Source organism: Pedobacter lusitanus (assembly GCF_040026395.1).
Classification (GTDB): domain Bacteria; phylum Bacteroidota; class Bacteroidia; order Sphingobacteriales; family Sphingobacteriaceae; genus Pedobacter; species Pedobacter lusitanus.
In genome coordinates this window covers 937,427-963,244 of record NZ_CP157278.1, presented here as the reverse complement: position 1 = coordinate 963,244, position 25,818 = coordinate 937,427, and the positions used below count along the sequence as shown (strand labels likewise).

At 39.1% G+C, this 25,818-nt stretch carries 23 protein-coding genes; 15 read left to right on the top strand and 8 right to left on the bottom strand.

Going from position 1 to position 25,818, the window contains the following annotated elements:
- The first annotated feature begins 24 nt into the window (after window positions 1–24).
- The 3 genes from PL_RS04305 to PL_RS04295 all read left to right on the top strand — a co-directional run bounded on the left by PL_RS04305 (window position 25) and on the right by PL_RS04295 (window position 3,834).
- Window positions 25–450 (top strand): DUF3995 domain-containing protein, encoded by a 426-nt coding sequence (locus PL_RS04305; RefSeq protein WP_152620354.1) that lies wholly within the window; start codon window positions 25–27, stop codon window positions 448–450.
- Between the two features lie 74 nt (window positions 451–524).
- A complete protein-coding gene (locus PL_RS04300; protein ID WP_041884117.1) occupies window positions 525–1,565 on the top strand; it encodes a hypothetical protein in 1,041 nt (346 codons plus the stop codon).
- Window positions 1,495–3,834 (top strand): hypothetical protein, encoded by a 2,340-nt coding sequence (locus PL_RS04295; protein ID WP_041884115.1) that lies wholly within the window; start codon window positions 1,495–1,497, stop codon window positions 3,832–3,834. The genes PL_RS04300 and PL_RS04295 overlap by 71 nt, the downstream gene beginning before the upstream one ends.
- Before the next feature lie 85 nt (window positions 3,835–3,919).
- On the opposite strand, the gene PL_RS04290 is transcribed toward PL_RS04295, so the two are convergent.
- A complete protein-coding gene (locus PL_RS04290; protein ID WP_041884114.1) occupies window positions 3,920–6,229 on the bottom strand; it encodes a glycoside hydrolase family 3 protein in 2,310 nt (769 codons plus the stop codon).
- Between the two features lie 250 nt (window positions 6,230–6,479).
- Here PL_RS04290 and PL_RS04285 point away from each other — a divergent pair, with 250 nt between their 5' ends.
- From PL_RS04285 to PL_RS04260, 6 genes are all read left to right on the top strand, one after another.
- On the top strand, window positions 6,480–6,983 hold the full coding sequence (locus PL_RS04285; RefSeq protein WP_041884112.1) for a GNAT family N-acetyltransferase: 504 nt from the start codon (window positions 6,480–6,482) through the stop codon (window positions 6,981–6,983).
- Window positions 6,973–7,911, top strand: coding sequence for a bifunctional helix-turn-helix transcriptional regulator/GNAT family N-acetyltransferase (locus tag PL_RS04280; protein ID WP_082035992.1), 939 nt, complete (start codon window positions 6,973–6,975; stop codon window positions 7,909–7,911). Before PL_RS04285 ends, PL_RS04280 begins: the two co-directional genes overlap by 11 nt.
- Before the next feature lie 151 nt (window positions 7,912–8,062).
- The gene (locus PL_RS04275) at window positions 8,063–8,569 is read left to right on the top strand and encodes a GbsR/MarR family transcriptional regulator (protein ID WP_041884109.1); all 507 of its coding nucleotides are present in this window, start codon (window positions 8,063–8,065) and stop codon (window positions 8,567–8,569) included.
- 89 nt (window positions 8,570–8,658) lie between these two features.
- Window positions 8,659–9,486, top strand: a complete 828-nt coding sequence (locus PL_RS04270; protein WP_041884107.1) for a hypothetical protein — start codon at window positions 8,659–8,661, stop codon at window positions 9,484–9,486.
- A 4-nt stretch (window positions 9,487–9,490) separates the two neighbouring features.
- Window positions 9,491–10,417, top strand: coding sequence for a TIGR01777 family oxidoreductase (locus tag PL_RS04265; RefSeq protein WP_041884104.1), 927 nt, complete (start codon window positions 9,491–9,493; stop codon window positions 10,415–10,417).
- A gap of 176 nt (window positions 10,418–10,593) precedes the next feature.
- Window positions 10,594–11,376 carry a glycoside hydrolase family 16 protein gene (locus PL_RS04260; protein WP_041884101.1) on the top strand — a complete coding sequence of 261 codons (783 nt, stop codon included), beginning with the start codon at window positions 10,594–10,596 and terminating at the stop codon, window positions 11,374–11,376.
- Window positions 11,377–11,472: 96 nt separating this feature from the next.
- On the opposite strand, the gene PL_RS04255 is transcribed toward PL_RS04260, so the two are convergent.
- From PL_RS04255 to PL_RS04225, 7 genes are all read right to left on the bottom strand, one after another.
- Window positions 11,473–11,829, bottom strand: coding sequence for an RNA polymerase sigma factor (locus PL_RS04255; protein WP_152620353.1), 357 nt, complete (start codon window positions 11,827–11,829; stop codon window positions 11,473–11,475).
- A 188-nt stretch (window positions 11,830–12,017) separates the two neighbouring features.
- A complete protein-coding gene (locus PL_RS04250; RefSeq protein WP_082035991.1) occupies window positions 12,018–12,653 on the bottom strand; it encodes a cysteine hydrolase family protein in 636 nt (211 codons plus the stop codon).
- An 84-nt stretch (window positions 12,654–12,737) separates the two neighbouring features.
- The gene (locus PL_RS04245; protein WP_041884099.1) at window positions 12,738–13,316 is read right to left on the bottom strand and encodes a Crp/Fnr family transcriptional regulator; all 579 of its coding nucleotides are present in this window, start codon (window positions 13,314–13,316) and stop codon (window positions 12,738–12,740) included.
- Between the two features lie 24 nt (window positions 13,317–13,340).
- Complete coding sequence (locus PL_RS04240; protein ID WP_041884097.1) at window positions 13,341–14,291, bottom strand: DUF4249 family protein; 951 nt, start codon at window positions 14,289–14,291, stop codon at window positions 13,341–13,343.
- 2 nt (window positions 14,292–14,293) lie between these two features.
- Window positions 14,294–16,837, bottom strand: a complete 2,544-nt coding sequence (locus PL_RS04235; protein WP_041884094.1) for a TonB-dependent receptor — start codon at window positions 16,835–16,837, stop codon at window positions 14,294–14,296.
- Complete coding sequence (locus PL_RS04230; protein ID WP_041884092.1) at window positions 16,821–17,816, bottom strand: FecR domain-containing protein; 996 nt, start codon at window positions 17,814–17,816, stop codon at window positions 16,821–16,823. Before PL_RS04230 ends, PL_RS04235 begins: the two co-directional genes overlap by 17 nt.
- Window positions 17,817–17,835: 19 nt before the next feature.
- Entirely contained in the window at window positions 17,836–18,420 is a 585-nt protein-coding gene (locus PL_RS04225) for an RNA polymerase sigma-70 factor (RefSeq protein WP_041884089.1), read from the bottom strand.
- A gap of 153 nt (window positions 18,421–18,573) precedes the next feature.
- On the opposite strand from PL_RS04225, the gene PL_RS04220 reads away from it, so the two are divergent.
- From PL_RS04220 to PL_RS04195, 6 genes are all read left to right on the top strand, one after another.
- The gene (locus tag PL_RS04220; protein WP_041884088.1) at window positions 18,574–19,095 is read left to right on the top strand and encodes a hypothetical protein; all 522 of its coding nucleotides are present in this window, start codon (window positions 18,574–18,576) and stop codon (window positions 19,093–19,095) included.
- A 52-nt stretch (window positions 19,096–19,147) separates the two neighbouring features.
- A complete protein-coding gene (locus tag PL_RS04215; protein WP_041884087.1) occupies window positions 19,148–19,618 on the top strand; it encodes a Dps family protein in 471 nt (156 codons plus the stop codon).
- Window positions 19,619–19,669: 51 nt separating this feature from the next.
- Window positions 19,670–21,817 carry a hybrid sensor histidine kinase/response regulator gene (locus tag PL_RS04210; RefSeq protein WP_041884085.1) on the top strand — a complete coding sequence of 716 codons (2,148 nt, stop codon included), beginning with the start codon at window positions 19,670–19,672 and terminating at the stop codon, window positions 21,815–21,817.
- A gap of 177 nt (window positions 21,818–21,994) precedes the next feature.
- On the top strand, window positions 21,995–23,308 hold the full coding sequence (locus PL_RS04205) for a M16 family metallopeptidase (RefSeq protein ID WP_052496446.1): 1,314 nt from the start codon (window positions 21,995–21,997) through the stop codon (window positions 23,306–23,308).
- Window positions 23,309–23,338: 30 nt separating this feature from the next.
- Window positions 23,339–24,766 carry a M16 family metallopeptidase gene (locus tag PL_RS04200; protein WP_052496445.1) on the top strand — a complete coding sequence of 476 codons (1,428 nt, stop codon included), beginning with the start codon at window positions 23,339–23,341 and terminating at the stop codon, window positions 24,764–24,766.
- A 132-nt stretch (window positions 24,767–24,898) separates the two neighbouring features.
- Window positions 24,899–25,771, top strand: coding sequence for an AraC family transcriptional regulator (locus PL_RS04195; protein WP_052496444.1), 873 nt, complete (start codon window positions 24,899–24,901; stop codon window positions 25,769–25,771).
- Window positions 25,772–25,818 lie beyond the last annotated feature (47 nt).

The following is a 25,818-nucleotide window of genomic DNA, read 5'->3' as shown; positions in this document are numbered from 1 at the left end:
ATTGAAAAAAACTTAATTTTGGCCATGGTTATTTTTCTTACACTACTGAATGCTTTAATCTTTATCGCCCTGTCTGTTATTCATATTTACTGGGCCTTTGGTGGCCGGTGGGCTAAAGAATTATCAGTCCCAACTATTGATTCCGGTCAGAAATTATTTGTTCCGGGTGTCCGGGCCACGCTTACTGTGGCTGCAGGGTTGCTCATGTTTGCAGGGATTAATCTGTGTATCAGGGTTTTTCCGGATTCAGGTTTGCAGCTTTTATATCTTCGCTATGGGATTCTGCTGATCGGGTTGATATTTCTTTTAAGGGCAATTGGCGACTTTAACTATATCGGCCTGGCAAAAAAACAGAAATCATCTGCTTTTGCTAAAAATGATACTTTGTTTTATGTTCCTTTGTGTTTGCTGATTTTTATTTCGCATCTGTTGATATTTGCTTTGTTTTAGTCTTTAAACAGGATTTTTTTACCTTTGAGTGATTTCCGTTATCCGATCTGGAAATAGAAAAATAATTTGCTGATATGCGTCAAAAAGTACTTTTCTCTGTGTTTATCCTTGTTGGTCTGGTTAGCTGTTGTCTTACAGGGTGTAAGGAAAAAATATCTACCGCCAGTTCTGCTTTCTATTATTGGAAAACCACTTTTTTATTGGATAAACCACAAAGTGCCTTATTAAATGATGCTGCGGGCAATCAGTTATATCTGCGCTTATTTGATGTGATCTGGGATGAGCAGAAACAGGATGTCCGGCCTAATGCGATTGTGAGTATTAATCAGGATATTCATCAGTTTAAGGTAATTCCGGTCATTTATATTACCAACAGGACGTTTGAAAAATTAACTCCGCAGCAGACAGTACCGCTGGCAAAAAAGATAAATCAGCTCATCAATGATATCACCGGCCAGAATAAGATATCCTACCAGGCTGTACAGATAGACTGCGACTGGAGTACCGGAACCAGGAATCGTTATTTTGCCTTTCTGAAAGCTTTTAAAGAACTGAATAAAAAACAGCTGGAAGCGACAATCCGTTTACATCAGATTAAATATGCAGATAGAACGGGAGTGCCTCCGGTTGACAAGGGGTTACTAATGTTTTATAATATGGGTAAAATCTCTGCTGGTCTTAAACAGCGGAATTCTATTTATAATACCACAGATGCAGCAAAGTATGTCAGGTATCTGCCCTTATATCAACTGCCTTTAGACGTCGCTTTGCCTTTGTTCTCCTGGGCTATACAAATCAGAGAAGGAAAGGTAATTCAGATTTACGGTAAAATCGGGCAAAAGGAATTGTCAGATACGGCAAATTTCCAGCAGACCGGACAATCTAATATTTATAAAGCTAAGCGCAGCTTTTATCTCTCAGGGATTTATATCAAAGAAAATGATTTGTTTAAACTGGAGACTGTAAACCGGAAATTGCTGGAAAAGGCAGCTGACCAATTATCAAAACACCTTGCACATCTTGAAAAAAGAAATATAATATATTATGAATTATCAGCCAGCGTTGCTTCGGAGCTTGAAGCAAAAGATATCAAAGAAATTTCTGCTCATTTTTAGTCTATGTTCCATTGCTCTTGCAGGCGCTGTAATTGCCTGTAGTGATGATGGATATTTTGATGATTATTATAACTCGAGTTTTGCGCCCGAAGCCTTTGTGGACAGCGCTTACTACCCGTTTTTTTATTTTAGTTCCACTACTTATTATAAAGGTTATAAAGGAAATTATCAGGATGATAACAGTACCCGCTTTAATGAGCTGGTTGTAAAGGAATGGAATTCATGGTTTGACAATCAGGTGGATACCGCTTCACTGAAAACGTTATTAATCAAAGCATCTGCCGGAAATGTTGATTCTGCGGTTCTTAATTACAGAGGGAAACTGAAGGTCTTGCCGGTGGGTTTGCCTGACCTGAAAAACTCTAAAGCACCGCAAAAGAAAGTCAATGCCTTTTTTGATTACCTGCTTTTAGCTAAGGCATGCGAAAGCTATGCGGTTGGTTCAGGGGATTACTGGGCTTATGAAAAAACTCCTGTAAAAGATGTGCCTTCAGCTTTAGAGAATACTTTGCTTAAAGCTGTCAGCCAGGAAAAGGATGTTTTTATTAAGGAACGTTTGTGGTTTCAGCTAGTACGTTATTACTATTTTAAACAGCGTCAGCTTACGGTAGCTGCTGCTAAAACTGATGTGCCGCTGCCTGACTATTTTGCAAAAGAAGGGGCTTCATTTCCAAAGAATATGATTTATTACCGCGCACTGGGTTATCTGGCTGGATATTATTATCAGAAAGGAGATTATGCGCAGGCAAATTATCTGTACAGTTTGTGTTATAACTTTGCTTTTGAAATGAAGATTCCAAGTAACTGGAGTTTCCATCCTCAGAACGAGAAAGACTGGACAGAAACGCTGAAGCTGGCTAAAAATGGAGAAGAGAAGGTTACCTTATGGCATATGCTGGGCAGTAAAGGTGATGAAGTACGTGCAATTAAGGAGATTTATGCGATCGATCCCAAATCGGAAAAACTGGATCTTCTGTTAAGCAGACTGGTGAACGCAAGAGAGGCCAGAGGACAGGCTCCAAAGGATACCAGTGCTGTAAGTAAAACCATAAGGTTAGAGTCGGCCGCTGAGCGGGCTTTAGTGAATAAGATTGCAGGTGAAGATAAAACCCACAAACCTTATTACTGGAATATGGCTGCAGGCTATCTGAATTCTCTTTCTGGTAACTATACGGTAGCCAGAGCATTTTATGGTAAGGCGCGAAAGGAATTGCCGAAAAATGATACACTGGTGATGGCACAGTATAAAATACTTGACTGGTTACTTTATTTAAAACAGCTGAAACGTATAGATGCCAGAGCTGAGGCGGCAATGATAGAACCTTTAAACTGGTTCAACAGTTTAAACAAGAATAAAAGAACAATCACTGATCTTCGTTACAATAGTGCGGTGAGTCAAAGTATGACGCTCTTATCAGAGCTGTATAAAAAACAGGGTGATGTTTTAAAAGCTTATTTCTTTAAACCGGAAATGGGATTTTATAATAATAATGCGAGAATTGAGGCGGCAAAAGCTTTGTTAAATAAAAAGAATAAGACAGCTTTTGAACAGTCGATGTTAAACTACTATTCGATCAATGTTGGACAGTTAAGTTATCTGCAGGCCATTTTACTGGTCTACCAGGAAAAACTGGATGAAGCGATAGTATTGATGAAACAGGCTGATACCGTGAACAAAACCACGTTGTTTGCCAATCCTTTCAATATTTATATCAAAGATTGTCATGACTGCGAGCATGCGGCACAGAAGGACAAACCACAGTTAACGATACTTGGCTTCCTGGAAACCTTAAATGGGATTAAAAAGGATCTTGCAGCTGGTAAGAATATCTCCGGAAATGCAGCGCTGATGGCGAATGCTTATTATAATATTACCCATTATGGTAATGCGCGGGTATTTTACTATTCAGCTACTGTTACTGAAAGTTATGGTGATTCACCTTATAGCATTGCCTTGCCTTACAGGAAAATAGTAACGGACAGCAAGGTTGCAGAGAAATATTATCTGCTGGCCAGAGCTCATGCCAAAACTAAGGAGTTAAAGGCAAAATATACTTATATGGCTGCTAAATGTGAGCGTAATGAGAGTTATAATGCACAATATAATAACCCGGGAAAAGACAGAAAGTATTACTGGGACTTTGACTTCAGCAAGATTCCAGTAGGTAAATACTTTGCGGAACTGAAAACACAGTACAGTCAGACCAGGTATTACCAGGAGATTTTAAATGAATGCGGTTACTTTAAAAAATACGTGAGTAAAAAATAGTCAGCTTGCGTAATGGTCTGAATTATTGTAAAAGCCCAGCCTGGTATACTACCGGACCGGGCTTTTATAATAATAATTCAGATGCTTATTTTGTATGATATTTACTATTCCGCTGATCGCTGATTTTGCCTTTCCAGTTGAGTCCGTATCCAAAATCATAAACATTTCCTTCTGTATCTTTGTGGCAGGTCATGTCAAAAGGTACATCTTCGTACTGCTTCTCTACAGTTAGCATGTCTGCGGGCATCTGAACAGGCAATAAACCGGATGGTTCGGCTGCGCCTGATATGATATCCATAACGGCCTGTCCTGAAACTCCGAAATGCAGGACAATTCCATCAGTCTGTTGCTCAAATTCGTTAAATATCATGGGTTTGGAAGCATTTATGACCACAATAACCGGTTTACCCTGCATGGCTGAGCGGGTATCCAGAATAGTCCTTAAATCCATCGTATTATAGGCCGTCACAGTTTTATTTGTATAGGAGCGGTTAGCGATGGAAGGATCGATTACCGGATCGCCTGCGGCAATACTATGTGTTTTAGCGGTAGCAGCGGTATAGCTGTTATACTGTAAGGTAATAGGTACATATCCGTTTCCACCGGCTTTTCTGTCATTCAAATCATATCCGCCATCGGCGCTATGAGGGCTGGATACAAAAACGATGGAAAAATCAGCTTTAGCCGGATCTTCAGTAACGGTATAATATTTTTTGATCAGATTGATATCTACCGGATAGTCAAACCTGGCGGCTGACTGGTTTCCCCACCAGTCTTTGGCTGCCGGATAGTAAATTTTTGGCACAAATACAGTTTTGTTTTTAGCTACAGGAAGGATCGAAGCTTTGTTTTTGAGCAAAACTACTGATTTCAGCTGTGCCTGATAACCTGCTTTCATAAATTCAGTATTGCCTACAATCCTTTTACTTTCCTGTGGATCGAGATACGGGTTTTCAAAAAGGCCTACTCTGAAGATATTTTTCAATAATCTGATCGCAGATGTTTCAAAACGGGCGCGCATAAATTTCTCTCCATATTCTTTGACACCCATCTGATAAGCTGCAAGTATGGGTTGCATTTCGTTATTACCCCCAAACTGATCTACACCGGCCATAATTACCTTATAATGTCTTTCATTGATGGATAAAGCTTCAGCACCCCAGGGTTTGCCGGCAAAAATATCAGGGGTGGCCCCTTCGTTGGCAGTAATCAGCCAGTCGGTACAAACCACACCATCGTAATTGTATTTCTTTCTGAGCAGATCTGTAATCATGTATTTGCTATAACCGTTAGCAACATTGTTTCCGGAAGGGTCCTGTCCGTAGGTAATGGTATAATAGGGCATAACAGCTGATGCTTCCCTGGTCTTTCCGTCAAGTTTAAAAGCTCCCTGTGTAAAAGGATAAAGATGCTGTTCAAGATTTTTACCCGGATAAACGGCAAATTTTCCATAGGCCCAGTGTCCGTCACGGCCAGCTTCTTCAGCACCTCCGCCAGGCCAGTGTTTGACCATGGCATTAACACTTTTATATCCCCAGCCATCTTTGATTTCATCTTTGCCAAAGGAAGTCTGGAAACCATCAATATAGGCACGGGCCATATCAGCATCCAATAATGGACTTTCTCCAAAAGTCATCGCAATGCGGTACCAGCGTGGTTCACTACCCAGGTCTATTTGCGGAGAAAGTGCAGTGGTAATCCCTAACGCTCTGTACTCCTGTGCCGCGATATGCCCGAATTCCCTGACTATGGAAGGATCGAATGTTGCTGTCATGGCCAGGCCATCGGGCCACATAGAAATAGTTCCACCGGCACCAGCATTAAATTCACTGTTAATGGTAGCAGTATGACGGGGATCTGTACTGGTATTTCCCGGGATACCTAAACCTGTTCCTTCTACAAAGGCCTGCATATTATTGTTCCAGGCTGCTGCTACTTCAGGACTTTGTACTTTAGTAATTAAAATATGTCTGAGATTATCTTCTTTCAGGAATTTTTTCTGATTGTCGCTCAGCTCTTCGGGCCTGGCTTTGCTCTGACTAAAAGCCAGCCCGTTATAAGTACCAGACCCAAAACCTTTATCTGTGGCCGGGATCATCTGGTGGCCGCTATACAACATTAATCCGGATATTTGTTCAATGGAAAGCTGATGTGCCAGATCTTTTGCTCTTTCCTGTGGCGAAAGCCTCCAGTCTTCATAGCGGTCTATTTTGCCGTTTTTGTTCAGATCCTTGAACTTCAGTCCTTCAACTGTCAGTATTTTTACACCTGATGCCGGATTATATCCCAGAATAATTCCATTTGGGTTAGTGATGATTTTGTAATTCTTTCCTTCCTGTGCATTCGAAACCTGAAGACAGGAGAGAGCGAAAAGTGTTAGGAATACTTTTTTCATACAGCTTTGGTTTTATGAGTTGATTTTTCACTATAGCGCTTGTTATCAGTTGAATATGTTCGGTTTTGAAACCTCTTATTCTTTTTAACAGGATAATGCTTCTATATGAAGCAATGGTAAAGTTTATTTTTTGCTTTTCCAAATCTCTGTTCAGATCAGGCTTTTTCAGCGTAATCAAAATGTAATTATCAGGCAATAGTTTGTATATATGTAGTTGACTACGTACTTTTGTGGTATATATAATAATGTAATGGAAACACAATTTGAAATCAAGACATCAACAGCTGCAGAAACGGAACAGATCATTGACTTAATACTGACTATTCAGCGGCAGGAATTTAATATTCCGATTACAGCCGAAGATCAGCCAGACCTGAGAGAGATAGACGAGTTTTATAAAGAGCCGGGGGGAGAATTCTGGATTGCGAAACATAATGACCAGGTAATTGGCTCTATCGCCCTGATTAATATTGGAGAGGGGATTGGGGTAATCCGTAAAATGTTTGTACATAAAGATTATCGTGGTAAAGAGAAAGGGATAGCGCAACAGTTATTGGAGCGTCTTATTGCTTATGCAGCAGCAAAGGGCATCAATGCAATTTATCTTGGAACGGTACAGATTTTAAAGGCAGCCATCAGATTTTATGAACGGAACGGTTTTGTATCTGTAGAAAAAGCTAACTTGCCAGCTGCAATGCCTTTAATGAAACTGGATACTCACTTTTTTGTCTTACACCTGAATAATGAGCAATAAAGATACCGTTAATCTTATAGATGAATCTGGTATACTGGCCATTTCAACACGCTTACAGCGTCTGAGTGATCAGTTCCGTAAGGATGGTTTATTATTATATAAAGCCTTCGGGATAGAATTTGAACCCAAATGGTTTCCTGTAATCTATACTTTACAGTTTAAATCACCCTTAAGTATATTGGAGCTGGCAGCAGAAATCGGCTATGCTCATCCTTCAACAATTAGTTTATTAAAAGAGCTTGAACAGCAAAAGCTGATCAGCTCTTTAAGGGATAAAACTGATGAGCGTAAAAGACTGATCATCCTGACTGCTAAAGCATGGGAAGTGATTGAAAAGATGAAACCGGTATGGGAAGTGATGATCAAAATACTGTCTGAAGTTACAGAAACTGAGAATAATCTGCTCAAAGCCCTGAATGAAACAGAAGATCAGCTGAGAAAAAAAAGCTTCTTTGAACGGGCTCAGCAGCTGGTGGAAGTGATGAAAGACCAAAGGGGAGAAGCCGGTATCAAATCTTCAGACCTGGAAATTCAGTTAGTGGAAACTCCTGAAAGACTGAAAACATCGGCAGCAATAAGAAAATCGATATTAAGAGAATTTGATGATGATCAGCTGCTGTCAATTGCTGAAGATCACAGGACGCTGCATTTTCTGGCTACTGTACATGATCTGCCTGCGGGAACAGTGAGCTGCCGCAAAACCAGAACCGGCAATAAAATTGAAGGATTAGCTATTCTGGAGCAGTACAGGGGTAAGGGGATAGGGAAAGCATTACTCAGGAAACTAGCAGAAGAGACTGATGAAGCCTTGTATGTACATGCCCCTCTGGCACTGGTTACCTGGTTTGAGCGGGCAGGTTTTATCAAAAAAGGTAAACAGCTGGAAGAGTCGGGCAGTCTTTATTATAAAATGGTATCGGGCTCCTGATCAGCTTATGCCCGGTTTCCGATCAGCTCCTGTCAATCTTACGGGTGTAAAAAAAATCATCTTATTCAGGCCTGGGAAATAGTCATTTCTTTCTTAGTGAATAAACTTTCAGTAATTATTGAAAGTTAAATATGTATTGCTATATTTGTGCATGGAATTACCGGAAGCAAAACAGAAATTCATTGAGGCCTGGGGCAAATTAGGCTCTGAGTGGGGGATAAACCGGACTATGGCACAAGTCCATGCATTATTATTGATTTCGCCTGAAGCACTGACTACCGAAGAAATCATGGTTACCCTGAGCATTTCAAGAGGAAATGCAAATATGACACTGAGAGATCTGATTGGATGGGGTTTAGTGGAAAAGCAGCATAAAGCTGGGGAACGTAAAGAATATTTTTTTGCTGATAAGGATACCTGGAACATTGCCAGGCAGGTGGCAAAGGAACGCAGAAAAAGAGAACTGGATCCGGTAATCAAAATCCTTGATGAGTTATCAAAAGTGGAAGGGGATGCTAAGGACCCTGAATTTTCGACCTTCACAAAATCTGTTAAAGACATTAATAAATTAGCGAAAAATGTAGATAAAACGCTCGAAACCATGCTCAAAGCAGAGGAGAACTGGTTTTGGGGCTCTATATTTAAAATCTTCAAATAGAACTATAATAGAATCTTAGGGTAATCATCTTTAAGGTTTTTTTTACCGGCTGAACTTTCAAAAATTACTGAAAATTAAATATATACAAAATGAATACTTTAAAGAATCATCTGATCTTATTCGACGCTGAGTGTCCAATGTGTCAATTGTATACTAAAGCTTTTGTTAACACCGGTATGCTGGAGAAAGAGGGCCGTCTTCCATATCAGGATTTTCCGGCAGCCCGGTGTCCTGTTCTGGATCACCAGAGAGCAGTAAATGAAATTGCACTGATCGATCTGGAGACGGGAAATGTCAGTTATGGTATTCATAGTTTCTTTAAAATATTCTCAGTCAGCCTGCCTTTCCTTAAACCACTATTTGCATTCAGACCTTTTATTGGGGTGATGGAAAAGGCCTATGCTTTTATTTCTTATAACCGCCGGGTAATTATCCCTGCAGCAGAGCAACGCAGCAGTACTCAGCAAATGCCAGCCTTTCGTTTAGATTACCGCATAGCTTATCTGGTATTCAGCTGGCTGGTTATTGCCTATATACTTTCAGGCTATACCAGGCTGATGAACGGATTAATTCCTGATGATCATATTTACCGGGAATACCTGATTTGCGGGGGACAGCTCTTGTTTCAGGCTTTAGTGGTGAGCAGAATGCAGCTTGGTAACCAGCAAAAGTGGGACTACCTTGGTCATATGATGACGATCTCTTTTGGCGGAGCCTTATTGCTGCTGCCTGTGCTGCTGATCTCACAATGGATCAGTCTTCCTGCAATGGTTTATGCCGGTTATTTTATGGGAGTTGCCGGACTGATGTTTTTAGAGCATATTCGTAGAACCAGGCTTTTAAAATTAGGCTGGGGTCTGACTGTAAGCTGGGCATTGTATCGTTTTATAGTTCTTTTGATCATTCTTTTAGTCTAAAAATATGATGTATAATAAAATTATTCTTGCCGGCGGTAATGGTTACCTGGGAGGCGTACTGGCACAATATTACAGGGGATTGGCTAAAGAGATAATCATACTGAGCCGAACAGGGAAGGCCGCAGATGGAAATATAAAAACCCTGGTATGGAATGGCATCCATGAGGGGGAATGGGCAAATGCGCTGGAAGGGGCAGACCTGTTGATCAATCTTTGTGGTAAAAATGTAAACTGTCGTTATACAGAAAAAAATAAGCAAGCCATAATTGCTTCAAGGGTACAGCCGACAAGTTTACTGGGGCTTGTAATAGGAAAAATGACTGCGCCACCGAAGTTATGGATCAATATTACTTCTGCAACAATTTACAGACATGCAGAAGACCGTGCGCAGGATGAGGAAACAGGAGATATAGGTTATGGATTTTCTATAGAAGTATGCCGCCAATGGGAACAGTCATTTTTTGAAACTCATACTCCGGAAACCAGAAAGATAGCTTTGCGCATGGCAATTGTTATAGGGCGTGGCGATGGTGCTTTTCCCCGCCTGCTTAACCTGGTGAAATTTGGTTTGGGTGGCCACCAGGGGGATGGACAGCAATATGTTTCCTGGATCCATGAGCAGGATGCTGCCCGGTGTACGGAATGGTTAATGCAGCATCAGGAATTAAACGGAGTAATTAATTGTGCGGCACCAGAAGCCATTAAAAACACTGATTTAATGAGATTGCTTCGTCATTCTTATGGTGTTCCTTTTGGTTTGCCTTCTCCGGCATGGCTGCTGGAAATGGGAGCGAAACTGATTGGAACGGAAACAGAACTTATACTGAAAAGCAGGTGGGTTATGCCACAGCGTCTGATAGATAATGGTTATCCGTTTTTGTTTTCAAAAGCAGATCATGCTGTAAAGGATATTTTGAGTATCCGCGTTTAAATTTACCAAGGTGTTTTTTTCAACGGAAAGAACTGTTTCTTTGTCTCCGGATCTGATTATCCCCTTAAAGTTTATTCATATGTTTTTATGATTAAATTTGTTTATTTTTAATTACCATAATATGATTAATAGGGTAAAATAATTTTAAACAAACAAATCATCAAAACCAAAAAACTATGAAAAACATGTATTTTATCGCAATTATTGCGATGCTTTCCCTGTCCTGTAAAAAAGATCAGGCTGTTTCTGCCCGGAATGAAAATAATGGAGTAACAGACAAAAAAGCAATTGCAGCTGTGAGTACCATTGTCTTTAGTGGAATTACCTGGAATGTTAAGGATTTAGGTAATTCAACTGTCGGTCCGGGGCCCAATTACTGGTCAGGAAGCAGTGTATGGGTGGATGCACAAGGTTTTCTGCATTTAAAACTCAGAAAAGATCCTGCTACGGGAAGATGGAACTGTGCAGAAGTTTATTCCCAGCAAAAATTTGGATACGGCTCTTATGTCTGGGAAATAGAAGGTCGTCCGGATCAGTTAGATCCAAATCTTGTATTTGGTTTGTTTAATTATAAAGATGGGGATGACGGGCATCATGAAGTAGATATTGAATTTGCAAGATGGGGCAATTCACAATGGCCTAATTTCAATTACACAGTGTATCCTGCTTATGGTGATCCGGAAACAAGAGATTCCAAAACCTATGAACTGGCTTTAAACGGAACTTATAGTACGTATAAATTTACACGGACCAACCAGACGGTGGCCTATAAAAGCTATCATGGTCATACACAAAGCGAGGCTAATTCTTTTTATGCTTATCAGACACCAGCTGGTTTTCCGGTAAGTACGGAAGCATTACCTGTACACATGAATTTATGGTTGTTCAGAGGAAATGCTCCTTCAAATAGTCAGGAAGTAGAAATGATTATTCATTCTTTTAAATACACTCCACAATAATCTTTGATAATCAGTTTGAAGCATGTATTTAAACAGGCTAAAATCCGGCCTGTTTAAATACATGTTTTATATGGACAGGAAAACTGTCTGATTTAGCTAATTGACACCATTGTGTATAGAAGTAAGCATGATATAATTCAGGCCTTTTTCGAAAAACGGACCGGCTTTACCCTCACGGTATAATTTAAGTACCTGGGAGCGCATGGATGATAATAAATAGGGAAGGATATGCCTTATTTGTTCATTTCCCTTTTCTTTCCAGAGATTTACATAGACTTCCTGTACCACGGTTTCTACCAGCTCTGTATTCTTTAACCGCTTATAGGCTTCGTTATATATTTTCTTCCAATATCTGTCAAAGATTTCTGCAAAAGCCTGGTGGTCGCCCTGCTTTAAATGTGTAAGTAACATTGTGTCGCTAAAGTAACTATAGACACTTTTTTCTGGTTCCATCCTGATTTTATTAGATCAAAAAATTCTTGTTTTTTATCAAGTATAGAAAAATAACATTTAAATATGATCATGATAAATTGCTAAAATTTTATTGTTTTTTGCTAAATGCATTTAATATCATATGAGCTGTTTTAGCATTTTGATGTTTTATACGACGGATTTTAGTGATGCTATTCTCTTTTTGTGCATTAATATTGAGCCAGAAATTTACTGGTAGAACTTATTTCTGCATAGTAGAAATTCAAAGCTGCCAGGAAAGCTTTCTGAACCTCTGCTGCTTTGGCTGTCTGATCATTTATTTCCAGATCCCTGGTAGCTGTTGCATCTCCAATAAGGGTGCAGTTAAAGCCGTAATCCTTTGCCGCCCTGACCGTGGCATCTATACAAACGTGAGTCATCATACCAGCAAAAACCAGGTTTTTAATCTTATTCTGTCTAAGATATTCCAGCAATTCTGTTTCATGGAAACTATTAGGATAATGTTTTACGATTAACTTTTCATTTTTTAATGGAGTAACATCGGTATGGATTTCTGCACCTTTGGTATCCGGCAGAAAAAAGGTAGCCCCTTCCTGTAAAGCAATATGCTGTATATGAATAACCGGAATACCTGTTTTCCGGCTTTTTTCTATTAATTTTTTCGCATTGCGTCCGGCTTTATCTGCACCGGACAACGGCATTTTACCACCCTGGAAATAATCATTCTGAATGTCGATAACGATTAATGCTGTTGCTGCCGGATTGTGCTGCTGCGCGGATAAAACCGAAGTACTGCCAATGGTAAGCAGACACACTGCACTGAGATTTAAGATTTCTTTTTTCATGAGTATAATATTTGTTTGTTTACGGAACAAAAGTATACCATCTGTTTTTGCAAAAAATTGAACTGGTTCAATGGAAATTATAAATTAATTCCCTGAAATGTTTTTTTTGATTTTATTTAGAAATTCATGTGTAATACCCAGATAAGCGGCAATTTGCAGCTGCGTTAACCTGTTTTCCAGATCCGGATATTTTGCTGTAAACTCCATATATCGCTCAGTGGCAGTTTTTCCGATAGAGGAGATGACTCTGCGCTGGAAAGCAACCAGTGTCCTCTGGTTCATAATCCGAAATAGCTTCTCTACTTTGGGCAGCTGTTCAAACAGAGCATCTTTGTCTGGTTTATTAATACATAATATTTCACAGTCTTCTAAAGCCTCGATATGTAGTATAGCTGGTATTTGATTGGTAAAGCTATCAATATCTGTTGCCCACCAGTCTTCTGTGGCAAAATAAAGAATCTGCTGGGTACCGTTTTCATTCAGATAATAAACCTTAAAACATCCTTTGGTTACAAAAGCCTCATATCTGCATATTTCTCCGGCTCTTAACAGAAAATCTTTTTTCTTTACTTTTCGCAATTGAAAATTTCTGCTGAACTGCTCAAATTCTTCATCAGTGATCTGAATATGTTTTTCGATATTTTTAAATAACAGCGCCGACATGTTTTCAGGATTATAATCTTTTTGCTATTTGATAGTGATTTTTCGGATATAGGCTGCTCCCCAGATACCCAGGGCGTTATCTATATTTCCTTTAATAGGGACATTTAAAGAACCGGAAATAGCTCTTTCTTCCTGAAGATCCATGCTGTATAAATAATCGAAATATACGGCCGAAGTAGATTTTGCCAATAAGACGTATTGTTTATTTTCCTGATTCAGTGCGTTTTCTGCAAATGAGATTACTAAAGTTGTAGTACCACCATTGAAGGTTTTGTCAGTTAAGAAAATCCGTTTTGTCTCACTGTTTAATACGTTATACCTTACGTTCTCTGTTCTGCTATCGGTTGTGCCGATATATATTCTGTTAAATCTGGAGTCAAAAGTTGTATCGCGTTTTGCTTCCAGTGCTGGATTAAGCTTCAGCAACGCTGTAAATTCTGCTTCTGAATTAACTTTGATTTTTTGTCCGTTTTCCAGATAATAGCGGTCGACAGTAAATGGTCTTTCAATCAATTCAAAAGTATATAAGTTGATATCCCTGCTTATATCAGTTATTTCTGCTTCAAGAGAATTGGAGTCCCTGCTTTTAATATTTAAATTGAAAGCGGTGGGGATAATGGTTTCGGCATTATACGCTTTACCCTGGTAGTTAACAGTTAGTTTGTAGCCCAGACCGGTAACTGCCTTTTTCCCGGTATAATTCCCTTTGCCTTTATAGGTGTATTTTTCTATAAGGCTGTTATTCTGATCATATAAATTCACCTGTGCGTCTTCTACATCCGGAAAACCACCCTTCGCAACGGAATAGGCACTTGTACTTAAATTAATTGTTGCCTCATCTTCCTGATTAAATTCGCCAAGAACAACCAGTTTAGGTGGTTTGCCGGATATATCCACATTGGTTTCTTTTTCACAGCTGCTCAAGGTCAGCAAAAGGAAAAATATCAGGAAATATTTTTTACTGTAAAGATCCATACCTAAAATTTATATGTGAAAGTAAAGTAGGGAATCAGTTTGAGCTTGACTCCTTCATAAATGTTGATTTTATTGTTTTCTGTATTAATGGTGGAACTTAATGAGCTTGACTGAGAGTTTGCAAAAGCATTGTACATACCTATAGTCCAGATCCTCTGATGTCCGTTTTTAAATTTACGGGTGAGGTTCAGACCAAGGTCAAGTTTATAATTATTGGAGAGTCTGTAATTGTTTATTCCTGAAATCACGTAGGTATAAGAACCGGAAGCATTTCCGAGTACTTCATCTATGCTTTTATGGATAGTTTCCGGTACAGTTGTATACTGACCTGTAGTATAACTCCATAGGGCTGAAAAAGCTAATCTTTCCCCTAAAGAGGCATTGACAGCCATATTCAGATTATGTCTGACGTCCTGATTTAAAGGGAAACTCTGGCCAAGGTTAAGCGCCTGAAACTGACCTGTGGTTTTTGACAGGGTATAGGAAAGCTGGAATCTCAACCAGTTAAGCTGTTGTATGTAACTTAATTCGATACCTTTACTTATTCCTTTGCCGGGAACCAGACGGTCTTCTATCTTCTTTGCAAAGTAGCCGTTGTTAATATCCTGTCCTGAACCCAGAGCCAGTAGATTAGTCATGGTTTTATAATAAGCTTCAATAGTGAAGTTACCTGCTTTACCTGCCTGCAGCCGGTAAGAGAGGTTTATGATTTCTGAAATCTCCGGCTTAATGTATCTGCCGCTCGGTATTCTTAATTCTGTAGGGAATGAAAAACCACTGATGGTAAACTGATGAATAAATTGAGACATTTTGGAATAGGAGGCAGTTAAGACCTGATTCTCATCAAGACGGTAGGAGAGTCTTAAACGGGGCTGAAGTGTATGGTAAGTCGTATTGCCGGATTTAAATCCGGCATAATGTAAACCTGCAATCAGCTCTGTACGAGCTCCAATCTTAACTTCATCTTCTACATAGGCATTGAAATTCAAAGTGTTGATTTTGAAACTTTCACCATTGAAGATTCCTGATGGAAATTTAAAGGAATTGATGTTGGCTCCGCCACCAAAATTGAGTTTAAGATCTGGCCTCAGATAGTAATTAAAATCGCTTTTTATCCCATAATCTTTAATCGTAGAATAGATTTTAAGTGGTATGCCTTCAACAGGTGGTGCTTTAATGTCAAAGCTATTACTGTACTGGCTAAAAGTTGCTGTTGTGTTTTTAAAAAGCCGGGGACTTATAATGTTGTTCCACCTGAAAGCAATCAGCCGGTTTCCCCATTTCAGAGATTGCCGGTAATCTTTAGTCCCATTACCAGAATCTGCAGGTAAATATACCTTTTGGCGGTATGAATCATTCCCCAGGTATCCACTGATATAAAATCTGTTGTTTGGATTTGCTATATAATTGAGCTTTAAATTCAGATCGGAAAAATAATAGTAAAGCCCGGCATCTTCCAGTGATTTTGCCCCTAATAAATCAAGCCAGCTTCTGCGTATATTGGCCGTAAAAGAGGCTTTGTTTTTAATAATAGGACCTTCAAGAGCTGCAGATCCATAAAGCAATCCGATAGTGGCATGGCCATGGTATTTTTCCATATTGCCATCTCTTGAGCGCACGTTGAGTACAGATGACAAACGACCGCCATATTTGGAAGGGAAATCACTCCGGTAAAAATCTACACTCTTAAGCACATCGGGATTGAAAATAGAGAACATCCCGTTAAAGTGATTGATGTTATAAATAGAGATGTCATCGAGAGTGACCAGATTCTGATCGGAGTTGCCGCCTCTTACAAACATATTGACAGTACCACCATTATTACCTGCTACTCCGGGATAGAGTTGTACAGCCCTGACAATGTCCTTCTCTCCAAGAAAAGACGGAAGTTTACTGGCTGCTTCAAGATCTACCTGATCACCTCTTATATTCAGATTGTTTTTAGCTTCTGTGTTTTTTGTCACGATCAGTTCGGGCAGATCCAGGCCGGATTTCATATAAATGTCCTGTCTGATGTCTTCCTTGTCCAGGTCAACTTTCAACAAGACCGGATCATAGCCGGTATGGGTGATGTTCAGTTCATAACTACCTCTTTCCAGAGTCATGCTGTAAAAACCAAAACCATTGGTTGTGGTACTGTTGCGGCTGCCTGTTTCAGTGATATTTGCCCCAATAATGATTTCATCACTACCTCGCTCTTTTAAGATTCCGCTAATGGTGACCATCCCGGGGTTACTGATCAGGAGTATTTTTCCCTGATACTCTTTAATTCGTATGGATTCTGCGCGTAAAACTTCTTCAAGTAGCTGACCTACTGTTTTGACTCTGCCGGAAAGACTTATTTTTCTGTTCATCCGGATGTTATCCGGATTATAGGTTAACAGGATACCCGATTGTTCTACCTGATTCAGAAAATAGGAGATTAATCCCTTTCTTTCAGTGAGTTTAACGGGCGTGTTTAACAGGCCGGTTTTATGCTGCGCATTTAAAAAGGCAGGAACCAGTATTAAAAAGAGGAAAAAATAGATTTTATTGCCTGTTGTCATTCTCACAGGCTAAATTATGGATTAATATGTAATCTTTTTTAACCTCATATTTAAACTTCAGAATGAGTTTTAACTCTTCCAGTATACTTTCTAAAGTATGATTTGTAAAAAAAGTAGCCGTCACCGAACATGATGAAGCATTACTATCCAATATAATTTTTCTGTGATAAGTGGTTTCAAGTAGTTGAATCACGCTGGCCAGTTTTTCATTCCTGAAAACAAGGCGCCCTGTCTTCCAGGCGTATTCATTTTCTGAAAGAACAGTGTCTTTCTGCAGCTGATCATTATTCAGTATACCTCTGTTTCCAGGCAGAAGAGTAACATGGAGCCCGCGTTTTATTTTGCTGCTTAACTGGACTTTACCGGTTTTGACAAGAACCTCTACTTTACCGGAATCTGTATTTACACTAAATGTAGTTCCGAGTACTTTTACTTCTCCTTTACCGGCATCAATGATAAAAGGTCTGGAAGGGTTTTTAGTAATTTCAAAAAAAGCTTTTCCCTGAAGTCTTACCTGTCTTTTATCAGAGGACAGGTGTTTAAAGTATTTTAATGTACTGTTTGCATTCAGTGTAACCACAGAGCCGTCTTCAAGCTGAACCTGTTTATTAGCAATAGTACCTGTGCTTATGGTGATTAATGGGTTATAATAACTGCTATAATAGATCAGGCCAAAGCTGGTCACTAAAAATAGCGCAGCAGCAATAGAAAGCCATAATTTACGTGGAGCAGGTTGTTTAATGAGTTTAACTGTTTTGTTCTGATTTCCTCTGATCTGTGCATCAACTTTCTGCCAGCTGTTCTCCAAATCAAAATGAGGGGTGCCGGCAAGATGGTTTGTTTGCTCCACCAATGATTTCAGGCGATTATATTCCTGAGGGTTGGATGCAATCCATTCTTCAACTATGGCTCTTTCTTCAGAAAGAGTTTCGCCGTTGAAATGTTTGGCAAGAAGCGTATTAATATCTTGATTTTGCATGTTTGCTGTTAAACAGAGGTTAAACGTATAAATTCGGGATACCCCTATGCCCGATAAAATAAATAAATGCGAATAATATAGAGAAAGGAATATAATGCGTACGGGCAAATTCACGCATGATCCCAATCGCTTTACCCATTTGATTTTCAACAGTTTTGACAGATATGCCCAGTTCGTTAGCGATTTGCTGATAGGTAAGCTTGTCAATTCTGCTCATTCTGAAGATTGCACCGCATTTTGGCGGAAGCAGTGCCAGTGCCTGGTCGACCAGTGTCTGAATATCGGTACTCTCTTTCCGGTCTTCCTCCAGTGGGGTATCGCTTATTCTGTTATAAACGGCCTCATCTTCCATGGATACTGTATGCACTCTTTTCCTCAATCTTGAAATACAGTTATTCCGTACAGCTGTGATCAGATAATACAAGGCATTTTTATCATTGACCATATCCTGTTTGATCTCCCAGAACTTAACAAATACTTCCTGCACAGCATCCTGACTTTCGTCACTATCTGCGAGGTATTTGTAAGCATGCATACATAAGGTGTTGTGATGCAGACGGAATAACTTTTGAAAATCTGAATATAAAGGTTCTTTTGTGTGCATAGGTTAACGCCTGGCTAAGGCTAACAATAAACAAAGGTAAAATTATTTGTAATTGATCGGGCATATAGATTTTTTGAAATAAAATAAAATCAGAGATGGGGGTATTTGGCTTTCTGGTCGTCTAATAGCAAAAGGATAGATTAATCGGAAATAATGTTCATAGGAAGAATTGCAGGAATAGCTACTGTTATTATTTTAACGGGGCTCTTAAATCAGGTAAATGCACAGGACTTTAAGCCAGAAAGATCAGGCAGTATAAGGTTATCCGAAAGTTTTGTAAGAGCGGAATCGGATTTTTCCAGATTAACCGTTTTGGGCTACCGGCATCAGATTACAGAAAAAATAAAACTGGGTGGCGATTTTGGTTACCAGGGAGGGACCTGTTTAGCTACGCGCGTCAATGAATTTACCTTAGCAGCAAGCACGGATTTTGATTATTCAACTGGCAGAGTTATTGAACTTTATGGCACCATGAGTGCCGGATACAGAATCGTTACAGGTAAACCGGAATACGCAGCACTATACCAGAACAGAGACGGGAAGGGAACAAACCGATTCATCTATCAGATTAATCCTATTGCTATGCGTGTAGGGAACGGCAGAATCTCCGGCTTTGCAGAACTGGGCTGGGGATACAGGGGGCTGGGAACTATTGGAATAGCCTGCAGGATCTGATTCTTAAAAACAGTATATCGTCAAACACACCATAAAAAACAGTACACACACAATGGAACCTATAATCGGAACTATCGAAAAAAACTCAGTTAAAACAGCGCAGGCCCTGAATCTTATTCTTGCGGATGAATTTCTACTTTATACTAAAACAAAAAATGCGCACTGGAATCTGGATAAGCATGATATCCATCGCAGACTGATGCTTTTTAAAGAGCAGTATGAGTTGCTGGAAGAGCTGATGGACAGCATTGCTGAACGTATTCATGCCACAGGGTATAATATTCCTGCCACACTGGAGATCTTTCTGAAACTGGAACATCTGGTTGAGCAGTGCCAGGTTAAAAATGATGGGATAGAGTTTATTGCCGAATTGCTGGAAGATCATGAGAACCTGATTATCAGATTAAGAAAAAAAGCACATTATTTTGGTAGTGAGCTCCAGGAGTCTGGTGTTGGTACTTATATCATGGAATTGATAAAAAAACACCAACAAATGATTGAGTCACTGAAGATTTATTTGTAACCGGAATAAATATGGTATTTTTGTCATTCTGTTGAATGAAATAATTAAGACTTGAAACCGACTTATACTAAATCCCTGTCTAGAAAGATCATACTTGCCTTCTTAGTGGGTGTTATTGTTCTGGCTATAGCTGCGCTTTTTGTACGTTATTCTATCACACATAAGCTGGAGAATCTTTCGAAATTTGCCTATAATATTGAACATGATCAATCTAAACCGCAACGCGCTTTGTTATTACTCCATCAGGCAGAAGATGATTTTCAGGAATCGCTTTTAAGTACTGATACCATTAAAAACAATGCCTATAAGGTGAAATTGTCGCAGGCTTTTGATGAGATTGATTCTTTACTGAAAGAGAACACAGACACGGCAGGTTTATCGGTTGCGCAGCGTAATAAAGTCAAATACTGGTATCATAAGAAGTTAAAGCTGTCTGAAAATCTTTATACGCTTAAACACAATTTTGACTCATTGCTTGTAGCTTATACTGACTTTAATCAAAGTCAGAAAGCGCTTCCGGGGATCAAAACTATTATACATGCAAATAAAAAGATTGCCAAAGTTGATACCGATACGATACGTAAAGACGTGGTTGTTAAGAAGAAAGGTCTTTTTACCAGACTCAAAGATGCAATTTCCAATAACGGGACATCCCGGACAGGTGTAATAGAAATCAATCATAACCGTACCAGCGGATCTATTGATTCGGTTACGATGAAAATTGCAGGGAAGGATAAAAAAGCTTATGCAACAGGTATTAGACAGTTGCAGGAGCGTAACGAGAAATTATTAACAGCACAAAAAGAGTTAATCACACTGAATATCCGGATTAATAATGAAATGGAACGGATTATTAACGGTATTAAAGAGATTAACTACAGCCTGGTAGCTGAATTCAAAGAGATGGCTTTTAAAAGTTATCAGGAGACTACAGCCTTATTGAATAAATTTTATCTGGCTGCATTATTCCTGGTGCTGATATTTGCCATTTTACTGATCGTCTTTATCATCAAACTGGATAGGTCGGAAATAATTCTGCGTAAAGAAAATGATCGCGCCGTTACGATTGCACAGCAAAAAATGGACTTGTTGTTACATATGAGTCATGAAATACGTAATCCATTAACTGCAATTAAAGGTTTCCTTTATATATTCAGCAGAACTACTCTTTCTCCAAGACAAAAAGAAATGCTCGGCTCCATTACATTATCTTCTGATATGTTGCTGCTGACGCTGAATGATACGCTTGATGCTGCAAAAATGGAGAACAATGAGTTTAAGATCAATGCGGACCCTTTTAATGCTGATTTTGCTTTGAAAGAAGTGATAGAAAGTATGGAGTTCAGTGCAACTAAAAAGAAGCTTACTATCAGTTATAACTTTGAGGGAAATAAAGAAGTAGTATTATTAGGAGACAGTTTCAGACTCAAACAGATAATGGTTAATCTGTTGAGTAATGCGATCAAATATACCAGTACGGGTGGGATCACTGTAAATGCAAAACTAATAAGTGATAAGAAAGCAAACCAGCTGGAAGTTAGTATTACGGATACCGGCCTGGGTATAAGTTCAGAGCAACAGGCAAATCTGTTTTCTAAATACTATCAGACTAATTCTGCTAAAGGTACCACTGGTACCGGACTTGGTCTTTATATCTGTAAACAGATGGTTGAGTTACAGAAAGGTGTGATCAGTGTGGAAAGCAAAGCGGGTGAGGGCAGCACTTTCAAATTCAGTATTCCGTATCAGGATGGAAACATCACTGATCACACGCATACTAAAACAGTAACAGATGATCCGTTATTATTGCTTAAAGGAATAAGTATTTTGGCTGTAGATGATAATGAGCTGAATCTTATGTTTCTTAAAATGATGATTTCTAAATGGAATGTCAGATATTACCAGGCGTCAAACGGAAAGGAAGCTTTAGCTATATTGGAAAAAGAATCTGTAACGGTTGTACTCACTGATCTTCAGATGCCCGAAATGGACGGGTATGAATTGCTTTCTGCCATCAGAAACTCGGATAGTTCAATTTGTAAGATACCAGTTATTGTAATTAGTGGTGATGAGGCAGATGGAGAAGATACAGGGCTTAAAGCAAAAGGATTCTCAGGTTTGGTTACAAAACCTTTTATTGAGGCTGATCTTGTCCGGGAAATCGCAGCTGCCATACCGCAGGTGCCGGCACATTCTTAAATATTTTTATTCTTTTTTGTAATTTTAATCGTTCAGCGGAGTCATATAGACAATTTATTCAAATTGTCTACTCCCAGGAGCTGGTTCGGCTGTTTAATACAATTGACTGGTGTATGATAATTAATATCAGTACCACTAACCGGAATATTAAATCTAAAAAAAGGAATCGATTTAAGTATGAAACAAAAACTATTATTAACAATGGCCATTTCGGGTTTGTGCCTGAGTGCTTCGGCGCAAAAGGTGAAATTTACGGAATATGATATGGCCAATGGCTTACATGTTATCCTGCATCAGGATAAAACTGCACCCGTAGTTGCGGTATCGGTTATGTACCATGTTGGCTCAAAAGATGAAGACCCGCAAAGAACTGGTTTTGCACATTTCTTTGAACATCTTTTATTTGAAGGCAGCGACAATATGAAACGTGGTGAGTTCATGAAAATTGTAAGCAGCAATGGTGGACAAAACAATGCCAATACCTCACAGGACAGAACATTTTATTATGAAGTATTTCCTTCCAACCAGCTGGAACTGGGTTTGTGGCTTGAAAGTGAGCGTATGTTGCATCCAAAGATAGATGAAGCAGGTGTTAAAACGCAAAATGAAGTTGTTAAAGAAGAGAAGAGATTACGTATCGACAACTCTCCTTATGGAAAATTCACGGAAAAAATATTTACCCGCCTGTTTGACGGGCATCCTTATCGCTGGCAGCCAATTGGTTCTATGGAACATCTGGATGCGGCAAAACTCAGTGAATTTATTGCTTTCTTTAAGAAGTATTATGTTCCGAATAATGCGGTATTAACCATAGCTGGTGATCTCGATATAGAAAAAACAAAAGCTTTAGTACAGAAATATTTTGATGAGGTTCCAAAAGGGGCCCCGGTTGTAAAGTCAGTTTATGAGTTAAAGCCAATTAATAAGGAAATTATTGATACGGCTTATGATGCAAATATCCAGATCCCGGCAATATTTGCTGCTTATCGTGTTCCAGGTATGAAAAGTCATGACAGTAAAGTTTTAGGGATGATCAGTACCCTGCTTTCTGGCGGCGGAAGTTCAAGACTGAGTACTAAAATGGTAGATGAGAAGAAAACTGCTCTGCAGGTAGCAGCATTTAGTTATAGTCTGGAAGATTATGGTGCTTACATTACGCTGGCCTTACCCAATAATAATACACCTCTTAATGATCTTTTAAAAGATATTGATGCTGAAGTTGTTCGTCTGCAGACTGATCTGATCAGTGAGTCTGAATTAACGAAACTACAGAATCAATTTGAAAATGGTTATGTCAGTGCAAACAGCAAGATGATTGGCGTAGCAGAGAATCTTGCCGGTGGATATACTTTTTACGATAAAGACACAAACAATATCAATGAAGAACTGGATAAAGTGAGGTCTGTAACCCGTGAAGAAATCAGGGAAGTTGCACGTAAATATCTGAATAAGGATCAGCGTATTGTTCTTTATTACTTACCAAAGAAATAGTATAATTCTAATCAAGATTAACCTTAAGAAATGAAGAAGATATTCATATTTGCCCTGACAGCATTGTTTGTACAAGCTGTATCAGCGCAAAAATTAGATAGAAGCCAAAAACCAAAACCGGGTCCGGCACCAGTGCTGACATTTACAGACCCTGTGATTTATAAGCTTCCTAACGGGATTACAGTTCTGGTAGTAGAAAATCATAAGTTGCCAAAGGTATCTGCAACTTTTAATATAGATGCAGGACCGGTTACCGAGGGATCAAAAGCAGGCATCATATCTTTATTAAGCGGATTAATGAACGAGGGAACAACAACCCAGAGCAAGATCCAGTTTGATGAGGCTGTTGATCAGTTAGGTGCTAATGTAAGTGTTTCTTCCTCCGGAGGCCATGCTTCAGCGCTGACCCGTTATTTTGACAGTGCTTTTCTTTTGATGGCTGATGCATTGCGTCATCCTGCTTTTCCGGAAGCTTCATTTGAGAAATTAAGATCACAGGCACTTACAGGCCTGAAATCCAGTGAACGTAGTGCTAAAGCTATTTCCGGACGCGTAGTGAATGCGCTCTCTTATGGTGTGAATCATCCTTTTGGAGAGTTTGAAACGGAAAAGAGCATCAATTCAATTACTTTAAATGATGTAAAAGCTGCTTATACGCGTTATGTTACGCCATCCAGAGGATATCTTACTTTTGTAGGAGATATTAAACCTGAGGCTGCAAAAGCATTGGCTATTAAAGCTTTGGGGGACTGGAAAGGAACTGTATTATCACTCCCTGTATTGGCAAAGGTAAATAATCCTGCTAAAACAGAGGTTGATGTAATTGATGTTCCAAATGCCGTGCAATCAGAAATTACAGTTACCAACCTGATTAATCTACCTTTAAATAGTCCTGATTATCACGCTGTTTTATTGGCTAATGAAATTCTTGGGGGTGGTGCCGATGCTAAACTTTTCAGAAATCTGAGAGAAAAACATGGTTTTACCTATGGGGCATATTCCTCAACAGGTTCAGGTCGTTTTCAATCAGAGTTCCGTGCAAATGCTGCAGTGAGAAATGAAAAGGTTGATAGTGCTGTGGTAGAGTTTCTTAAAGAAATTAAAGTAATGCGTACAGAAAAAGTGAGTGCTGATGACTTGCAGAATGCAAAAAATCTATATAACGGATCTTTTGCTTTAGGGTTGGAGAATCCTGCAAGGACAGCCGGTTTTGCCAGTAATATCTTAATTAATGATCTCCCAAAAGATTTCTATCGTACTTATCTTCAGAAAATTAACGCAGTTACTGCTGATGATATTCTGCGTGTAAGCAAGAAATACTTCGGTTATGATGATGCCCGTGTTGTAATTGTTGGTAAACAGGATCAGTTTGTTCCGGGATTAAAGAAAAGTGGTTTTACAGTTAAAACATATGATAAATTTGCTGTTCCTGTAACTGCAGTTCCGGCAGCAAATTAAACAGGAGAAAAAGATCCAGCTTTAATAGCCCTGAAAGATAACTGAAATTAAAATTCAGTTATCTTTCAGGGCTTTTTTATTATCCTGTTAGAATTTATCATCTTTGATCACCGCAATAATATATTTTCAATCGTGAAACAATCAAAGCATAAACGAACCGCCATACCTGTTCATAAACTTCAGGAACGTACTGCTTTGGGCATACAAATCCGCTATTCAGCGAATTTTAACAATAAAGAGATAAGGTATCTGGGTGCACACAGAGATGATCATTATATTCTTATTTTACAGGAATACGGAAACAGCATGATTAATATAGATTTCAGAAATATTCATATCAGGGGAATTGCTGTTTTTTTCATTTTGCCGGGACAAGTGCATCATATACCTGAAGCGGATCATTCGGGCGGTTGGTTTATGGCTATAGATTCTGCGCTGATTGATAAAAGTTATCATCAGGTTTTTGAAGAACTGGCACTGCATCAGCAGGTGATGAGTATAAGTGCTGAAAAATCGGCACAGCTGATAAAATGTGCTGAACTCCTGTTAAGTATGTTTGATGATATGGATAAACCATCGGTTCCGGCCACTATAATTCACTCACTGGCTTCCGCCTATGTAGGAATGTTTGCTGATCTTTACAAGTGTAGCGCACCTGAAAAAGATAAACAAAATTTAAGACCGGAAATGATTACCAGCGAGTTTAGAAAATTAGTGGGGCGCCAATTTAAAACCGTTAAAAATCCAAGTCAGTATGCCGACGCGCTTTCACTCTCGCTTTCTTATCTTAATGAGGTGGTTAAGGCCGTTACTGGCTCTCCTGTGAGTCAGTGGATTCATTATGAAGTTGTTTTAGAAGCTAAAAGGATGTTGTATTACAGTGATTTAAGTGTTAAACAAATTGCTTTTGCACTGGGTTATGATGATCATGCTTATTTCTCCAGACTTTTCACGAAAGTATCCGGGACTTCTCCAATTCAATTTCGTAAAAGCTACCGCGAATAGTCCAATTGATACCTTGGATAGTCTCTTGAATGAGTTTTTGTTTTATT